The organism is Roseomonas sp. FDAARGOS_362, from assembly GCF_002754815.1.
Lineage (GTDB): Bacteria > Pseudomonadota > Alphaproteobacteria > Acetobacterales > Acetobacteraceae > Roseomonas > Roseomonas mucosa.
The window spans coordinates 2,069,077-2,085,383 of the sequence record NZ_CP024588.1; the positions used below are offsets into that span (position 1 = coordinate 2,069,077).

The window sequence follows — 16,307 nt, forward strand, 5'->3', positions numbered from 1 at the left end:
AGTGTGTTCATAGGCGGGGGCGGCGCGGCATTCCTTGATCTGGATCACACCGCGGCGGAATGCCGCTTCGCACCGGGCGCGAGATAGGCGTCGAAGCAGGCCGCGACCTGCCGCACGAAGCGCCGCCCGGCGGGCAGCACCTCCAGCCGCGCACCCTCCCGCCGCACGAGGCCGCTGCAGCAGAGCGGCAGCATCCGCTCCAGCCCTTCGTCGAGGATGGCGCGCATCCCCGGCTCCGACTCCGCCTGCGCGTCGATGTCGAGGGCGAAGTCGCACATCAGGCGCTCGATCAGCGCGGCGCGCTGCCTGTCCTCCCGCGTCGCCGCCACGCCGCGCACGACCGGCAGGTGGCCGGCCAGGACCTGCTCGCGGTAGCGGCGCTCATCCGTCTCGTTCTGCGCATGGCCACCCGGCAGGCTGCCGATCGCGGAAGGGCCGAGGCCCAGCAGCACCGGCGCGCGGTCGGTGGTGTAGCCCTGGAAGTTGCGGCGCAGGCTGCCCTCCCGTGCCGCCTGCGTGAGAGGGTCCCCGGGCAGGGCGAAGTGGTCCAGGCCCAGCGCCTCGTAGCCCATCCGCCGCAGCACCGCCTCGGCACGTTCCGCCTGCCCCAGCCGCGCGACCACGCCGGGCAGCAGCGTGGCGTCGATCGCCTGCTGGTGCGGCCGCATCCAGGGCACATGCGCGTAGCCGAAGACCGCGACCCGGTCGGCGCGGAGCCAGGCGGCGAAGCGGGCGCTGGCCTCCACATGCGCGATGGTCTGCCCCGGCAGCCCGTACATCAGGTCCAGGTTGATGCCGCCGATCCCCGCGGCGCGCAGCCACTTCATCGCGCGCGCGACCTGTTCCGCCGGCTGCGGCCGCCCGATCCTGGACTGGACCTCCGGCGCGATGTCCTGAACGCCCAGGCTTGCCCGGTTGAAGCCTATCCCGGCCAGGGCGCCGGCCAGCGCTTCGTCCAGCAGGCGCGGGTCGAGCTCGATCGCCAGCTCCGCATCGTCACGGATATGGAATCGCTCCCGCAGCGCCGCCAGCAGGGCGCCCAGCCCCTCCGCGCCCAGGATCGAGGGGGTGCCGCCCCCCAGATGCAGGTGCGACACGCCGGCATGTGGCGGCAGCGACTCCGCCAGCAGCGCGACCTCGGCCAGAAGCGCCTCGGTATAGGCGCGGATGCGCGCTGCCGAACGGGTCGGCTTCGTGTGGCAGGCGCAGTACCAGCAGAGCTCCCGGCAGAAGGGCACGTGCACGTAGAGCGACAGCGTGTCGCCCGGCCGCACGCCCTGGCGGAGCCAGTCGCGGTAGCGGGCTTCCTCCAGCGCCCCGAACTGCGCGGCGGTGGGATAGCTGGTGTAGCGGGGCACCCTTGCCTCCGCGAGCGCGAGCAGCGCGCGGTCCTGGGAATGATCCTGGGTCAGGTGCTGGGCCATGTCGATGAAGCCGTCCATGGCGCGCCTCATGCGCCCGGGCACGCCGGCGCGCCTTGATCCAGCGCAAGGGAAGCCCCGGACCGTCATGCCCCGGAGCCATGGCGCCCCGGGGATGGCACTCCAGGTCACGAGATGCGGAGCATGGCCGATCGGGTCGTGGCCTTGATTGGTGTCAATGCCGGCCGCCGCCGCCGCCCCTATGACCGGCCCGGCAGGAGGGCCGAAGATGGTGGAGACGACACAGCCAGGGGCGCAGCTCTTCCGGCTCTGCGAGCGCTGGCAAGGGAGCCTGGACCAGCGCATCCGCGCCCTGGCCGTGGACCATGCCTCGCTGCGACAGCTCTGCGACCGGCTGGAACGGATCGCGGACCGGCTGCCGCATCTCCCGGAGATGGAGGAGAAGCAGGCCGTGAGCCGCGAGCTGCGCATCCTCGTGCCACGCCACCAGCAGCAGGAGCAGGCCCTGCTGGCCATGCTCTTTCCCGGGGCGGACGGCACGGCGCTGCGGCGCTGCGTCCTCGGCCGGATCAGGGGGCAGCACGCGCTGGACGAGCTGCATGCAAGGGACCTGGGCGGGCAACTCGATGCCGCCGTCCCCGGGGCGCTGGCCGGGGATGCCGAGGCGCTGGGCTATATGCTGCGCTGCTTCTTCGACGGCTACCGCCGCGCCCTGGCCTTCGAGGAACTGGCCATCCTGACCCTGGCGCGCGCGCGCCTCTCGCCCGCCACGGTGGCCATCCTCTCGGCCAGCCTGGAGGCCGATCCGCAGGCCTGACGGTCCGGGGCCGGCGGGACTCAGGCGGCCTCGGCGCGTTCCTCCAGCGCATCGCGGTCGCGGATGGTGACGAGGCGGCCGGCGGGCAGGTCGATCAGGCCGGCGCGCTTCAGCCGGGTCATCTGGCGGCTGACCGTCTCGATGGTCAGGCCCAGCACGTCGGCGATCTGTGCCCGGGTCAGCGGCAGGTCGAAGGTGACCGCCCGCCCGCCCCGCTCCTCCCCGGGGGCCAGATGCACCGACATGTCGAGAAGGAAGCTCGCCACCTTCTCCTCCGCCGTCTTGCGGCCGAGCAGAAGCATCCGGTTGCGGGCGTCGTCCAGCGCGGCCAGGGTGCGGCGGAGCAGCAGGCGCTCCATCCGGACATGCTCCTCCAGCGTCTCCTCGAAGGGCTTCCGGGGAAAGACGCAGAGCTGCGCATCGGTCAGGGCGGTGATCGTGTGCTCGGCGGATTCGGCGAAGGGGCGGCCCACGAAATCCGCCGGGTAGAGCAGGCCGACGATCTGTTCCCGCCCATCCGCCGTCGCCGCGCTGAGCTTGAGCACGCCGGACAGCAGGTTGGCGCAGAGCAGCGCCTCGTCCCCCGCCCAGAGCAGGGTCTGGCCCCGCTCCAGCTTCCGGTGGCGGCCGATGGCATTGAGGCTGCGCAGTTCCTCGTCGCTCAGGGAACCGCAGAGCGACTGGTCACGGACCTGGCAATCGGCACATGGACGGTGAATGGCGCAAGCCCCCCGGCTGGACCGCGGCAGTATAGCGGGGCCGGAAGGGCTTGTGAAAAGGAAGGCCCTGCCGGGAGCGCATGGCGCCCGGGCGGTCACCCCATACCGGCTCCCCGGGGGCTGGGGGGGCCGGCGGAAGGGGGCGGAGGCAGCGGAAGGCGGCCTTGCCGGCCGCCCCCGCCCCATCCCGGGGATCCAGAGCCTCAGTGGGCCGGATGGATGTCGCTCTCGTCAGGCGGCAGGTGGAACTCCAGCCACATGCCGTTCAGCACCCCGAAGGTAACGGCCAGGCCGAGGCCCAGCACCCAGGCGAAATACCACATGGATCTTCGTCCTCAGTAGAAATGGGGATGGGCGGCGATGTCCTGGCTGGTCACCCGGCCCCAGAGCACCCGGTAGACCCAGGCGGTGTAGGCCAGCACGATCGGCAGGAAGATCACGGTCACCACCAGCATGATGAACAGGGTCCGGTGGGAGGAGGAGGCGTTCCAGACCGTCAGGCTGGAGGAGGCGTCCACCGAGCTCGGCAGGATGAAGGGGAACATCGACAGGCCCACCGTGCCGATGATGCCCAGCGTGGAGAGCGAGGAGCCGAGGAAGGCCGGCACCTCCTTGCGCCACAGGATGCCCAGCAGGGCCAGGACGGCGCCGCCGAAGCCCAGGGCGGGGGCGATCTTCATCCAGGGATAGGTGCTGTAGTTGTCCAGCCAGGCGCCGGCCGCGGCGACGGTGCCGGAGCGCAGCGGGTTGGAGAAGCCGGCCGGGTCCACCACGCCGCTCGGGCGGAAGCCCATGTCGCCATAGGCGATGAAGGCGCCGCCGATGGCGAAGAGCAGGATCGAGGCCAGCGCCGCCACGGCGCCGAAGCGGCGGGCCCGGTCATGCACCGGCCCGTGCTCCAGCTTGACGCTCAGGAAGGAGGCGCCGTGCAGTACCACCATCGCCACCGAGAGCAGGCCACAGACCAGGGTGAAGGGGGTGAAGAGGCCGAGCAGCGTGCCGTCGTAGAAGGCGCGCAGGTCGCCATCCAGCCGGAAGGGCACGCCGCGCAGCACGTTGCCCACCGCCACGCCGAAGACCAGGGCCGGGACGAAGCCGCCGATGAACAGCGCCCAGTCCCAGCGCTCCCGCCAGGCGGCGCCGGGGCGCTTGGAGCGGTACTTGAAGCCGACGGGCCGCAGGATCAGCGCCGCCAGCACCAGGAACATGGCGAGGTAGAAGCCGGAGAAGCTGACGGCGTAGACGAAGGGCCAGGCGGCGAAGATCGCGCCGCCGCCCAGGATGAACCAGACCTGGTTGCCTTCCCAGGTCGGGCCCACGGTGTTGATCACCATGCGCCGCTCCACATCCGTGCGGGCGACGAAGGGCAGCATGGCGGCGACGCCCATGTCCCAGCCGTCGGTGAGGGCGAAGCCGATGAGCAGCACGCCCATCAGCCCCCACCAGATCACCCGCAGGGTCGCATAATCGAGGGGAAATTCCATGACCCGTCCTCCTTCAGGCGGTCATCGGCGACGCGGGCAGCGTGCCGGGCTGGGGCTGCGGGTCCTCATGCCCCGCATAGGGTCCGCGGCGGACGGTGCGCAGGATCAGGCTGACCTCGATCACCGCCAGGGTGCCGTAGAGCAGGGTGAAGCCCACGATCGTGGTCCAGAGCGCGGCGCGGGAAAGCGAGGAGACGCCGAGCGCGGTCGGCAGCACGCCCTCGATCGCCCAGGGCTGGCGGCCCATCTCGGCGATGATCCAGCCCAGTTCCACCGCCAGCCAGGGCAGCGGGATGGCCAGCACGCAGAGCCGGAGGAACCAGCGCTGGTCGAAGCGGCGCATCGAGCAGAGCACGAAGGCCGTGGCGAAGAGCGCGATCATGGCGAAGCCGATCCCGGCCATGATGCGGAAGCTCCAGAACATCAGCGGCACGCTCGGCACGGTGTCCCAGGCCGCCTGTTCGACCTGCGCTGGCGTCGCCTGGCGGGGGTCGTCCACATAGCGCTTCAGCAGCAGCCCGTAGCCCAGGTCACGCCCGTGCTGGGCGAAGACCGCGCGGGCCGCGGCGTCCTTCGGATCCTGCTTCAGCACCTGCACGGCGCCATAGGCGATCTGGCCGGAGGCGATGCGCTCCTGCGCCAGCAGCACCAGCTCCGACATGCCCGTCACCTGCTTGTCCAGGCTGCGGGTGGCGATCAGCCCCAGCACCCAGGGGATCTGCACGGAATAGTCGGTGCGGCGCTCGGCGAAGTTCGGCATGCCGAAGAGGGTGAGCCCGGCGGGCGATGCCTCGGTGTGCCAGGCGGCCTCGATGGCGGCCAGCTTCATCTTCTGGTTGTCGGTGAGCGCGTAGCCGGACTCGTCGCCCAGCACCACGACCGAGAGCGAGGAGGCGAGGCCGAAGGCCGCCGCCACCGCCATGGAGCGCCGCGCGAATCCGGCATGCCGGTTGCGCAGCAGGTAGAAGGCGGAGATGCCCAGCACCGCCACCGAGGCAATGACATAGCCGGCGGAAACGGTGTGGACGAACTTGGCCTGCGCGATCGGGTTGAGGAGCACGGACATGAAGTCCACGACCTCCATGCGCATGGTCTCCGGGTTGAAGGCCGCGCCGACCGGGTTCTGCATCCAGCCGTTGGCGATCAGGATCCACAGCGCCGAGAGGTTGGTGCCCAGCGCCACCATGAAGGTGACGAAGAGATGCCCGATCCGGCTCAGCCGGTCCCAGCCGAAGAACATCAGCCCGACGAAGGTGGCCTCCAGGAAGAAGGCCATCAGCCCCTCGATCGCCAGCGGGGCGCCGAAGATGTCGCCCACGTAGTGCGAGAAGTAGGACCAGTTCGTGCCGAACTGGAACTCCATCGTCAGCCCGGTGGCGACGCCGAGCACGAAGTTGATGCCGAAGATCGTGCCCCAGAACTGCGTGATGGTGCGCCAGATGGGGCGCCCGGTCATCACGTAGACGCTCTCCATGATGACCAGCATGAAGGAGAGGCCCAGCGTCAGGGGCACGAAGAGGAAGTGGTACAGCGCGGTCAGCGCGAACTGCAGTCGTGATAGGTCGACGACACCCGGATCCATGGCTTGCTCCGCCGTTTGGGCGCCGCGCCCGGCCCGGACTCCGCCAGGAGCCGCAAGGGGCGGCACGGTTCGCCTCATGCGGCTCCCTAGGCCGGTGCGGGGCATACCCGCCTTGACCTTGATCAAGGCTCCGCGAGCGGCGCCATGCGAGACCGCCGCCATGCCGCACCCCGCCCCCGACAGGCAGAGCGCCACCCGCCGCCGCGCCTGGCTCCGCGCCGCCAGCCGCGAAGGCGGCCGCTGGAACGCCCTCGCCGCCTTGCTCCTCTGCCTCGACGGCCTTGCCGCCATCGGCTTCGCCGCCGCGCTGGCGGGCGGGCTGGTGTCGCTGCCGCGTGGCCTCGCCGCCGCCGCGCCCTGGCTGCTGCTGGGCCTTGGCGCGGCGCTGGGGCGCGGGCTGCTCGCCCGGCTCTCGCTGCAGGCCGGGGCGCGGGCGGCGCGGCGGGCCAAGACGGCTCTGCGGCGGCGCGTCGTGGTGGCGAGCCTCGCCATCCCCGCCGGAGAGCGCCCGGCCAGCGGCGCCCTGCTGAACGCGGCGGTGGACGAGGTGGAGACGCTGGACGGCTACCTCGCCCGCTTCCTGCCCGCGCGCCACGCGGCGGCGCTGGTGCCCTTCCTGGTCCTGCTCGCCGCCGCCTGGGCCAGCCCGGTCAGCGCGGGCATCCTCCTGCTCACCCTGCCGCCCTTCATCCTCGCCCTGGCCCTGGCCGGCGGCGCCGCGGCGGATGCGCAGCGGCAGCAGTTCTCCGCCCTGTCGCGCCTGTCGGAGCTCTTCGCCGACCGGGTGCGGGCGCTGCCGGTGCTACTGGCCTTCGGCGCGGAGGAGCGCGAGGCCACGCGCCTCGGCACCGCCGCCGAGGAGCTGCGCCGCCGCACCGTGGGCGTGCTGCGCGTCGCCTTCCTGTCCTCCGGCGCGCTGGAGTTCTTTGCCGCCCTCTCGGTGGCGCTGGTCGCGGTCTATGCGGGCTTCAACCTGCTCGGCCTGCTGCCGGTGAAGGTGCCGGGAACGCTGACCCTGGCGGAAGCCTTCTTCGTCCTGGCCCTGGCGCCGGAATTCTACGCCCCGATGCGCCGCCTTGCCGCCGCCTATCACGAGAAGCAGGCCGCCGAGGTCGCCGCCGACCGGCTTTCGGCGCTGGAGGCCATGGCGAAGGCCCCGGCCGCCCAGGCCGCGCCGCTGCGCCAGGCTCCGGCGATCCGCTTCCGGGATGTCACGGTCCGTTATCCCGGCGAGGACCGGCCGGCCCTGTCCGGCTTCAGCCTGGACATCGCCCCCGGCGAGACGGTGGCGCTGCTCGGGCCGAGCGGCGCGGGCAAGAGCACGGTGCTGAACCTGCTGCTGGGCCTGGCGCCGCTGAGCGAGGGGGAGGTGCTGGTGGACGGGCTCGCTTTGTCGGAGGCGGGCTCCTTCGCACCCTCGGTGGCCTGGATGGGGCAGGCGCCGCTGATCGTGCCGGGCAGCCTGGCCGAAAACATCGCCCTGTCGCGCCCCGGCGTGCCGGTGCCGGAACTGGTGCCCGCCATCGCCACGGCGGCGGAACAGGCCGGACTTGGCATGCTGCTGGCCCGGCGCGAGGGCGGGCCGGCGGCGCGGCTGGACGAGCGCGGCAGTGGCCTTTCCGGCGGCGAGCGGCGGCGCATCGCCCTGGCCCGCGCCCTGCTGAAGCCGGCACCGGTGCTGCTGCTGGACGAGCCCACCGCGCATCTCGACGCTGCCTCGGAGGCGGCGCTGATCGAGACCATCCGGCGCGCCACCGCAAAGGGCGGCCGCACCACCCTGATCGCCACCCATTCCGGGCGCCTGGCGGCCGTCGCCGACCGCGTCCTGCGCCTGAGCTGAGCCCGCCATGACCAAGCTCCACGCCCTGCCGCCAGGCGATGCCGCCGTACCGGCCCCCAGGGCCGCACCCCCCGCCCCAACGCCAGTCCCGCCCATCGCGGGCAGCCCGCTCCGCGCGATCCTTGGCGCGGAATGCCGGCGCCAGCGGCCCCGGCTGTTGCTAGCCGGCTTCCTCGCCGCCCTGGTCGCAGCCGCCTCGGTGACGCTGCTGGGCCTGTCCGGCTGGTTCATCACCGCCGCCGCCCTGGCCGGGCTGGGCGGGCCGGCGGTGGCGCAGGGCTTCAACTACATGCTGCCCAGCGCCGCCATACGGCTGCTCGCCATCCTGCGCACCGGCGGCCGCTATGGCGAAAGGCTGGTCGGGCACGATGCCGCGCTGCGTGCCCTGGCGCGCTTGCGTCCGGCCCTGTTCCGCGCCCTGGCCGCCTCGCCCCCCGCCACCGCCCTGGCACTGTCCACCGGAGAGGCCACGGCGCGCGTGGTGGGCGACGTGGATGCGCTGGAGGCCGACCTGGTGCGCCGTTCCGCGCGCTGGGGGCTCTGGGCCTCGCTGCTTTCCGGCACGGCGCTGCTGCTGTTGGCCGGGACCGGCCCCGCCCTGGCGGCGGCCCTGGTGCTGGGCCTGACCGTCGCCGCCGCGCGGCGGCTGGCCACGCATCTGGCGGAACGCGGGCGGGAGGCCCAGCGCGCGGCCGGCGGGCTGAAGGAGGAGCTGGCCACCCTGCTGGCCGCAGCCACGGAACTGCGCGCGCATGGGCTGGAGGACTGGGCCGCCGAGCGGATCGCCCGACGTGGCGCGGCGCTGGGCGCGGCGCAGCAGCGTGCCGCTGCCGGGGCGGGGTGGTTCGAGCTGCTCCAGGCCGGGGCGACCGGAACGGCCGCCGTCGCCGCCCTGGCCCTGGCGGGGTCCGGCGACATGCCCGTGGGCGACCTGCCGATGGCGGCCCTGGCGGCGCTGGGCGCGGCGATGGTGGTCGATGGCGCGGCGGGTTTCGTCCGCGGGCTGGAACGCCAGGGCAGCGTCGCCGAGGCGGAGGCCCGGCTCGACGCGATGCTGGCCCCCGCCGGGGAAGAAGCCCCGGCGGGCCGCGTCCTGGCCTATCCGCCCTCGATCCGCTTCGCTGGGCAGGCTCTGGTGCTGCTGCCCCCCGGCTGCGTCGCCGGGATCACCGGTCCCTCCGGCTGCGGCAAGACCACGCTGCTGGAGACCCTGCTGCGCCTGCGCGACCCGGAGCCGGGCCGGATCTTCCTGGGCGGCGTCGATCTGGCGGAGCTGGATGCCGCGACCGCCCGGCGCTGCTTCTCGCTGCTGCCGCAGGATGCGGCGCTCCTGGCCGGCAGCGTGCGGGACAACCTGCTGCTTGCCGATCCGGAGGCGGAGGAGGCGCGGCTCTGGCAGGCGCTGCACGATGCCGGGCTGGACGAGCGCGTGGCGCGGCTTCCCGGCGGGCTCGATGGCTGGCTGGGGGAGAACGGGGCCCGGCTGTCGGGCGGCGAGCGGCGCCGCCTGGGCCTGGCCCGTGCGCTGCTGCGGCCGGCGCCCTGGCTGCTGCTGGACGAGCCCACCGAGGGGCTGGACTCGGATACCGAGGCGTTGGTCCTGCGGCGGCTGGCGGCCCGCCTCGCCCGGGATGGGCAGGGCGCGCTGATCGTCACGCACCGGCCAGCCCCGCTGGCCCTGTGCCGGAGAATCATCCCGCTCGGCGGCTCCCCCGGAACTCCGGCTGCGGCAGGGCGTCCGGGCCTGCCGCTCTGACGGCTCCGGGGCATGGGTCCTGGCCGGCGTGCCAGGTGACGATGCCCACGGGACGATACCCACAGGGGGGTGACAGAGGCAGGACTTGCAGCCGGATGGACTGCTGCCGCGCCCCTGTCCCAGCCGTCATCAATCCTCCAGATGGTGTGTCATTTCCACCATGGTCCACCAGGAAATCTGGGGGCCGGGCGTGTCCCACGCCGAATAACTTCCCTTTCGCCTGTCCTGCCACTAAGAGGCGCTCGCAATTCGGGATGGAACCCTCCGCCCGCCCCCCCAAAATCAGAGACCTCTCCCATGGCGCATCCCGCCCGACATGCGTTTCGGCCCCTGCTGCGCCTTCTCGGCACGACCGCCCTGGTCCCGGTGGCCCTTGCCGTCTGCGCCCCGGTTGCGATGGCCCAGACGGGCCAGAGCCAGGCCGGTGATGGCAGTGCCAGCGGCACGACCGTCCTGCCGACGGTGAGCGTGCAGGGCGCCAGCCAGAACCCGCTGGCGCCGGTGGACGGTTATGTCGCCACGCGCAACCTCGCCGGCAGCAAGACCGACACGCCGCTGGTGGAGGTGCCGCAATCCGTCTCGGTGGTGACGCGCGACGCGATCGACCAGCGGCAGGCGCAGAATCTCGGCGAGGCGCTGCGCTATTCCGCCGGCATCCGGCCGGAGCAGTACGGCTTCGACTCCCGCGCCGACTGGGTGCAGATCCGCGGCTTCGAGGCGACCGACACCAGCCAGTTCCTGAACGGGCTGCGCTTCAACCCGGGCTATACGGCCGGTGTCTTCGAGACCTATGGGCTGGAGCGCTACGAGATCCTGCGCGGCCCCTCCTCCGTGCTCTACGGCCAGATGGCGCCGGGCGGGCTGATCAACATGGTGCAGCGCCACCCGACCGACACGGCGCGGGGCGAGGTGCGGCTGACCGCCGGCACGCAGAACATACGGCAACTCGCCTTCAACACCAGCGGCCCGCTGACGGCGGACGGGACGTGGAGCTACGCCCTCACCGGCGTCGGGCGGCTGGCCGACCTGGACGTGCAGAACAGCGACAACGACCGGCTCTTCCTGGCCCCGGCGCTGACCTGGAAGCCCACCGGGGACACCCGCTTCACGCTGCTGCCCTACTACCAGCGCGACAGGACCATCGGCGCCCAGTTCCTGCCCTATCTCGGCACCGTGCAGCGCAGCGCCTTCGGCCGCGTCTCGCGCAGCCTGAACCTGGGCGAGGACGGCTTCGACAAGTACGACCGCACGCAGTACGGCATCGGCTACGAGTTCGAGCACCGCTTCAACGACGTCTTCTCCTTCACCCAGAACGCCCGCTACGCGCATGTCGGCGTGAACTGGAAGCAGGTCTATGGCGGCGGCCTCCTCGCCGGCAGCGAGCGGCTGCTGAACCGCTACGCCTATGACGAGCAGTACAGCTTCGACACCTTCCAGGTGGACAACCGCGGCCAGGCGCGCTTCGACACCGGCCCGCTGCAGCACACGCTGCTCGGCGGCTTCGACTACCAGCACACCAGCTACAAGAGCGTGGCGGCCTTCGCCACCGCCAGCCCGCTCGACCTCTACGCGCCCGTCTATGGCAGCGGTATCCCGAACCTGGGCAGCCCCTACCAGAACCGGCTGCAGGGCATCGACCAGTACGGCCTCTATGGCCAGGATCAGATCCGCTACGGGCGCTTCGTGGCGACGCTGGGGGTCCGGCACGACTGGGTGGACACGAACACCAAGAACCGCGCCTACGGCTTCACCAGCGAGAGCAAGGAGGACACCGACACCACCTGGCGGGCGGGCATCACCTACCTCGCCGAGAACGGCCTCGCGCCCTATTTCTCCTACAGCACCTCCTTCCTGCCGCAGGCGGGCAGCTTTTCCCCGGCCCGCGGCAACGGCACCTTCGATCCCACGACCGGCGAGCAGTACGAGGTGGGCATCAAGTACCAGCCGAACGGGCTGAACAGCTTCGTCCAGGTCTCGGCCTTCCACATCACCCAGAGCAAGGTCCTGACCACCGACCCGGACAACGTGCTGTACCAGGTGCAGACCGGCCGCATCCGCGTGCGCGGCGTGGAGGCCGAGGGCGTGGCCAGCCTGGGCAACGGGCTGAACCTGATCGGCTCGATCACCTATCTGGACCCGGAGATCACCCGCGACACGGTGGCGAGCAATGTCGGCAACCGGCCGCTCGGTGTCTCCAAGTTCACCGCCGGGCTCTATGCCGACTACAGCTTCGGCGAGGGCCGGGGCGCGATGAGCGGCGTGGGCCTGGGCGCGGGCGTGCGCTTCGTCGGCAACACCGCCGTGGACAACGCCAACTCGGCGGTGGTGCCCTCGGTGACGCTGTTCGATCTCGCGGCCCGCTATGACCTCGGGCAGCTCGCCTCGAACCTGAAGGGCTTCCAGGCGCTGCTGAACATCAACAACGTGGCCGACAAGCGCTACGTCGCCCGCTGCACCAGCGAGTCCTCGTGCTTCTACGGCAACAGCCGCACCATCCTGGGCTCGCTCGCCTACCGCTGGTAGGGCGAGCGGCGGCGGCGCTTCCCCCGCAAGGGAGAGCGGCCGCCGCGGCTTCCGCACCGCCCTGTCCGGCGTGGCGAGCGCCGGGCGGCCAGTCGCGGCCGGCGGGGCTCCGCACCACCTTGCATCCGGCGGCACACGGGACCATCACAGCCATGTCCCGGCCGGCGGCGCCCCGGCCCCGTCCCCTGGAAGGGAGACCGGCCATGGCCATCCTGAAGATCGCCCGCATGGGCCATCCCGTGCTGCTGGAACGCTGCGAACCCGTGTCCGACCCGGGCGCGCCGGAGATCCGCCGCCTGGTGCGGGACATGTTCGAGACGATGGAGGACGCGCCGGGTGCGGGTCTCGCCGCGCCGCAGGTGCATGTGCCGCTGCGCCTCTTCGTCTTCCGCGTCCTGCCGTCGCGCAGCAGCGGCGCGCCGGACGACACGGCGGCCGGCAACACGGTCCTGATCAACCCGGTGGTGGAGCCCGTCGGCGAGGAGAAGCACCTGCGGTGGGAGGGCTGCCTCTCCATCCCCGGCCTGCGCGCCGCCGTGCCCCGCTACCGGCGCGTCCGCTACACCGGCACGGATTGCGATGGCCGCACCGTCTCGGCCGAGGTGGAAGGCTTCCATGCCGGCGTCGTGCAGCACGAGAACGACCACCTGGACGGCATCCTCTACCCGATGCGGATGACGGATTTCGGCCTGATGGGCTTCAACGAGGAGATCGCGCGCTTCTCCGACCAGCCCGGCGCCGCGCCGCCCCCGGCCCGCGGATAGTTCCCACCCGCCGGAGCGGCCGGGCCGTCATTCAGGGAGCGGTTTCCGGCTGGGCGGCGAGCAGGCCGGCGATGGCGGCGGCGATCTGTTCCACGGTGACGGGCTTGCGCAGGATGGCGAAGGGGCCGCCCGCCCTCGCCTCCGCCAGATCGTCCTCCGCGGCCTCGCCGGCGAAGCCGGTGACCAGCAGCACGCCCAGCCCCGGACGCCGCAGGCGGGCCCGGCGCGCCAGTTCCAGCCCGTTCATGCCGGGCATGGCCAGATCGGTGACCAGCAGTTCAGCCCGTGGCAGCGCCGGGGAGGCCAGCGCCTCGGCACCGCTGCCGGCCGCGCTGACATGGAAGCCGCATTCCGCCAGCGCATCCGACAGGAGTTCACGGAGCGCGGCCTCGTCCTCCACCAGCAGCACGGAACGGCGCCCGCCGGCCTGGCTGTCAGACGTCTCGCCGGCGGGCACGGTCCCGGCCCGCGCCGCCGGGGCGGCCCGGGGCAGGTCGGCGGCCGCGTCCTCCCGGACCGGCAGGGGCAGCCAGAGCGTGACCGTGGTGCCCTGGCCCGGCGTGCTGGCGATGACGAGGGCGCCCCCGGACTGCTCCGCGAAGCCCTTGGCCATGGACAGGCCGAGGCCGGTGCCCTGCCCCTTGGGCTTGGTGGTGAAGAAGGGTTCCGTCGCCCGCGACAGCGTCGCCGGGTCCATGCCGTTCCCCGTGTCGGAAACGGTCAGGCGCAGGTAGGACGCGGCCGCCGTCTCCTGGTCCGGCGCCTGCCCGCCCCCATCCTGGGGCGCCCCGGACAGCGGAGGGAGCGGCGGCGCCTCGCCTTCCGGGGCACGCGAGGCGGCGAAGCGGAGCGTCCCGCCCCTGGGCATCGCATCCCGCGCATTGGTGGCCAGGTTGATCAGCACCGCCTCCAGCTGCGAACGGTCCGCGCACAGCACCGGCAGGCGGGGCTCCACCTCCACGACGATGCGCAGCCCCGGTCCCAGCGTGTGCCGCAGGATCTCGACCAGGTCGGCCAGCAGAGCCTCGACCGCCACGCTCTCGCTGCGAAGCTCGTCCTTGCGGGCGAAGGCGAGCAGGCGGCGCGTCACCGCCGCCCCGCGCTCCGCGGCCTCGCCCATCATCGCCGCCAGCTTCTCCACCGCCTGCGGATCGCCGGCACGGCGGCGGATCAGGTTCGCGCCCCCGGCGATGGCCTGCAGCACGTTGTTGAAGTCGTGCGCCACACCGCCGGCAAGCTGTCCCAGCGCCTCCAGCTTCTGCGCCTGCCTTAGCTGCTCCTCGGCGCTGCGCCGCCCCTGCTCGGCCGTCTCGCGTGCCGCCATGGCCTCCGCCATGCGGCTATAGAGGCGGAAGCGCCCGGCGACGAAGGTGGCGATGAGCAGGAGCGTCACGGCGATCAGCATCGCCGAGACGATCAGGATGCCGGCATCGATGCGCCAGCGGGCCAGCACCGCCTGCGTGGTCCGGCTGATGCTGACCACCACGGGCTGGGTCTGCAACCGTGTCGCTGCCACGAGGTGGTGCCGGCCATCCACCGGGTTGCGCAGTTCCTCCACCTGGCGTTCACCCGGCCGCATGCCGGCCGGCAGGTCCATGCCCTGTGTGCCGGCGGGAAGCGACGGATGCCGCAGCAGCAGGGCCCCGTCGTCGCGCCACAGGGCGATGCGCGTATCCTTGGGCATCCTCAGATCGGCATAGAGGCGATCGAAGTACTGCAGGTTCATGGCCCCGAGCACCAGGCCCAGGAACTGTCCCTCCGCCGAGGAGATCCGGCGGGCCAGGTAGACGGTCGGGCTGCCATTCCCCCGGTTCTCGACCGGCAGGCCGATGAAGGTCAGCCGCGAGGAATCGGTGCTCAGCACCTTGAAGTAGTCGCGGTCGGCGACGTTGACCGGGGGCACCGGCTGGTAGCGGGAAAAGTTCAGCAGCCGCCCGTCCCGGGCGATGATGGTCACGGCATCGAGCTGCGGGATGCCCGAGATCCGCGCCACCAGCATCCCGAAGACTTCCGGCGCCGTGGCGCGTCTGTCGAACTCCTCGGCACTCTGCAACTGGCCGTCCCGCAGGTCCCCGGCCACGCCGTTCACCACGAGCTCCACGCTCTGGAGGGCGCGGTCCGACTGTTCCGCCAGCAGGGTGTCGAGCGCGGCCAGATTCGCCTTGGCCGTCGCCAGCGCGCTGGTGCGCAGATGCATCGCCGTCAGCCCGGCACCGGCCAGGATGGCCACCGCCGCCAGCAGCCCGGTCGCGCGGACGAAGCGGACCATGCCGCCGGACCGGCCAAGGAAGGAGGAGGGGCTCTTCAAGCCCCGCCCCGCCAGGCACCGGGGCGGCCATGCGGCGATCCGCGCGCCGGCCGGTCCAGGCGCGCAGCCGGGCCTTCGCCACACCCTGTCACGGTTCGCCTTCCCCCCGTTTTATCCCGCCGTCGCGGCCATGCACGCAGCATCCCGCTTAGGGGCCGGTCCTGCAACCGCGATGATGGTGGAGTGGAATGATGGAGCGTTCATCCTGGCCGGGCGTCTCCCCGGAGCCCGGTCCCCGGATGCCCCCCGGGCCGGGCCCGTCGCCGGGCGGGCGGCTCAGGCTCCCCGCGGCACCGTTCCGGGGAGGCACCGCCCGGGCATCGCCGGTTCGCGGGTGTCCGGCACGGATCCTTCACCCACCTGCCGGGACCTCAGCCTCACGCTTCCGGTCGATGCCGTCCTGCGGCGATCCGCTCCTGGTCCTGCTCCTGCGCCGCATGGGCGGCGATGTAGCCGCGCAGCGCCCCGGCGGCGTTGAGCATGTGCGCCCGCATGCAGCGCGCCGCCTCCTCGCCATCCCCCCGCGCGATCGCCGCCATCACCTGCCCGTGCTCCTCGCGCGAGCGGTGGATGCGGTCGCCGTGGCGGAGCTGCGTGCGCCGGAAGGCCGCCAGCCGGCCGCGCAGCGCCATGGCCTGCTCCGCCAGGAAGGCGTTGTGCGTGGCGCGGTAGATGGCGTCGTGGAAATCCCGGTTGAAGCCGTCATAGGCATCGACATCGCCACGCCGCACCATCTCCGCCGAGGCGTCGTGCAGGTCCATCAGCCGGCTGCGCTCCAGCGGCGTCATGCGATAGGTGGCGAGGCGGACGCAGAGCGCCTCCATCTCGGCCGAGGTCTCGAACATGTCCATGATGCGCGTCGCGGTCACGCGGGTCACCACCACGCCCCGGCGCGGGCGCAGCTCCACCAGCCCGCTCACCGCGAGCTGGCGCAGCGCCTCCCGCACCGGGGTGCGGGAGGCGCCGAAGCGGTCGGCCAGGAGCTGCTCGTCCAGCGCGGTGCCGGCCGCCAGGGTGCCGGAGGCGATCTCGTCCGTCAGCGCGTTGCGGATGCGCTCGGACAGGAGAATCCGCTCCTCCGACAATGCCTCCACCGGCTCCGGCACCGATCCCGCCTCCATGCCATCCATCG

General features: G+C 72.4%; 12 protein-coding genes. 5 read left to right on the forward strand and 7 right to left on the reverse strand.

Annotated features, from left to right (window positions below; translation table 11 throughout):
- Positions 1 to 44 precede the first annotated feature (44 nt).
- On the reverse strand, positions 45 to 1,442 hold the full coding sequence (gene hemN, locus CTJ15_RS14365) for an oxygen-independent coproporphyrinogen III oxidase (protein WP_079253369.1): 1,398 nt from the start codon (positions 1,440 to 1,442) through the stop codon (positions 45 to 47).
- A gap of 208 nt (positions 1,443 to 1,650) precedes the next feature.
- Here hemN and CTJ15_RS14370 point away from each other — a divergent pair, with 208 nt between their 5' ends.
- Positions 1,651 to 2,199 carry a hemerythrin domain-containing protein gene (locus tag CTJ15_RS14370; RefSeq protein WP_019461852.1) on the forward strand — a complete coding sequence of 183 codons (549 nt, stop codon included), beginning with the start codon at positions 1,651 to 1,653 and terminating at the stop codon, positions 2,197 to 2,199.
- A gap of 20 nt (positions 2,200 to 2,219) precedes the next feature.
- Here CTJ15_RS14370 and CTJ15_RS14375 read toward each other — a convergent pair whose 3' ends face one another.
- The 4 genes from CTJ15_RS14375 to CTJ15_RS14390 form a co-directional block, all read right to left on the reverse strand.
- On the reverse strand, positions 2,220 to 3,017 hold the full coding sequence (locus CTJ15_RS14375) for a Crp/Fnr family transcriptional regulator (RefSeq protein WP_019461853.1): 798 nt from the start codon (positions 3,015 to 3,017) through the stop codon (positions 2,220 to 2,222).
- A gap of 104 nt (positions 3,018 to 3,121) precedes the next feature.
- Positions 3,122 to 3,241 carry a cytochrome bd-I oxidase subunit CydX gene (gene cydX, locus CTJ15_RS14380; RefSeq protein ID WP_019461854.1) on the reverse strand — a complete coding sequence of 40 codons (120 nt, stop codon included), beginning with the start codon at positions 3,239 to 3,241 and terminating at the stop codon, positions 3,122 to 3,124.
- 12 nt (positions 3,242 to 3,253) lie between these two features.
- Positions 3,254 to 4,402, reverse strand: a complete 1,149-nt coding sequence (gene cydB, locus CTJ15_RS14385) for a cytochrome d ubiquinol oxidase subunit II (protein WP_019461855.1) — start codon at positions 4,400 to 4,402, stop codon at positions 3,254 to 3,256.
- Positions 4,403 to 4,415: 13 nt separating this feature from the next.
- Positions 4,416 to 5,984: a cytochrome ubiquinol oxidase subunit I gene (locus CTJ15_RS14390; RefSeq protein WP_058390244.1), complete on the reverse strand. Its 1,569-nt coding sequence runs from the start codon at positions 5,982 to 5,984 to the stop codon at positions 4,416 to 4,418.
- Between the two features lie 160 nt (positions 5,985 to 6,144).
- Here CTJ15_RS14390 and cydD point away from each other — a divergent pair, with 160 nt between their 5' ends.
- The 4 genes from cydD to def all read left to right on the forward strand — a co-directional run bounded on the left by cydD (position 6,145) and on the right by def (position 12,867).
- Positions 6,145 to 7,824, forward strand: a complete 1,680-nt coding sequence (cydD, locus tag CTJ15_RS14395) for a thiol reductant ABC exporter subunit CydD (protein WP_058390245.1) — start codon at positions 6,145 to 6,147, stop codon at positions 7,822 to 7,824.
- A gap of 7 nt (positions 7,825 to 7,831) precedes the next feature.
- A complete protein-coding gene (locus CTJ15_RS14400; RefSeq protein WP_226946142.1) occupies positions 7,832 to 9,580 on the forward strand; it encodes an ATP-binding cassette domain-containing protein in 1,749 nt (582 codons plus the stop codon).
- A 297-nt stretch (positions 9,581 to 9,877) separates the two neighbouring features.
- The gene (locus tag CTJ15_RS14405) at positions 9,878 to 12,103 is read left to right on the forward strand and encodes a TonB-dependent siderophore receptor (protein ID WP_058390247.1); all 2,226 of its coding nucleotides are present in this window, start codon (positions 9,878 to 9,880) and stop codon (positions 12,101 to 12,103) included.
- Between the two features lie 203 nt (positions 12,104 to 12,306).
- Positions 12,307 to 12,867, forward strand: coding sequence for a peptide deformylase (def, locus tag CTJ15_RS14410; RefSeq protein ID WP_075822288.1), 561 nt, complete (start codon positions 12,307 to 12,309; stop codon positions 12,865 to 12,867).
- A gap of 31 nt (positions 12,868 to 12,898) precedes the next feature.
- Here def and CTJ15_RS25150 read toward each other — a convergent pair whose 3' ends face one another.
- A complete protein-coding gene (locus CTJ15_RS25150; RefSeq protein ID WP_126281889.1) occupies positions 12,899 to 15,175 on the reverse strand; it encodes an ATP-binding protein in 2,277 nt (758 codons plus the stop codon).
- A gap of 377 nt (positions 15,176 to 15,552) precedes the next feature.
- A complete protein-coding gene (locus CTJ15_RS14420; protein ID WP_051004903.1) occupies positions 15,553 to 16,296 on the reverse strand; it encodes a GntR family transcriptional regulator in 744 nt (247 codons plus the stop codon).
- Positions 16,297 to 16,307: the final 11 nt, after the last annotated feature.

Excerpts from the sequence above, each read along its gene's own strand:
- hemN (WP_079253369.1), bottom strand. The coding sequence starts at position 1,442 with ATGGACGGCTTCATCGACATGGCCCAGCACCTGACCCAGGATCATTCC.
- CTJ15_RS14370 (WP_019461852.1), top strand. The coding sequence starts at position 1,651 with ATGGTGGAGACGACACAGCCAGGGGCGCAGCTCTTCCGGCTCTGCGAG.
- cydX (WP_019461854.1), bottom strand. The coding sequence starts at position 3,241 with ATGTGGTATTTCGCCTGGGTGCTGGGCCTCGGCCTGGCCGTTACCTTC.
- cydB (WP_019461855.1), bottom strand. The coding sequence starts at position 4,402 with ATGGAATTTCCCCTCGATTATGCGACCCTGCGGGTGATCTGGTGGGGG.
- CTJ15_RS14390 (WP_058390244.1), bottom strand. The coding sequence starts at position 5,984 with ATGGATCCGGGTGTCGTCGACCTATCACGACTGCAGTTCGCGCTGACC.
- cydD (WP_058390245.1), top strand. The coding sequence starts at position 6,145 with ATGCCGCACCCCGCCCCCGACAGGCAGAGCGCCACCCGCCGCCGCGCC.
- CTJ15_RS14400 (WP_226946142.1), top strand. The coding sequence starts at position 7,832 with ATGACCAAGCTCCACGCCCTGCCGCCAGGCGATGCCGCCGTACCGGCC.
- CTJ15_RS14405 (WP_058390247.1), top strand. The coding sequence starts at position 9,878 with ATGGCGCATCCCGCCCGACATGCGTTTCGGCCCCTGCTGCGCCTTCTC.
- def (WP_075822288.1), top strand. The coding sequence starts at position 12,307 with ATGGCCATCCTGAAGATCGCCCGCATGGGCCATCCCGTGCTGCTGGAA.
- CTJ15_RS14420 (WP_051004903.1), bottom strand. The coding sequence starts at position 16,296 with ATGGAGGCGGGATCGGTGCCGGAGCCGGTGGAGGCATTGTCGGAGGAG.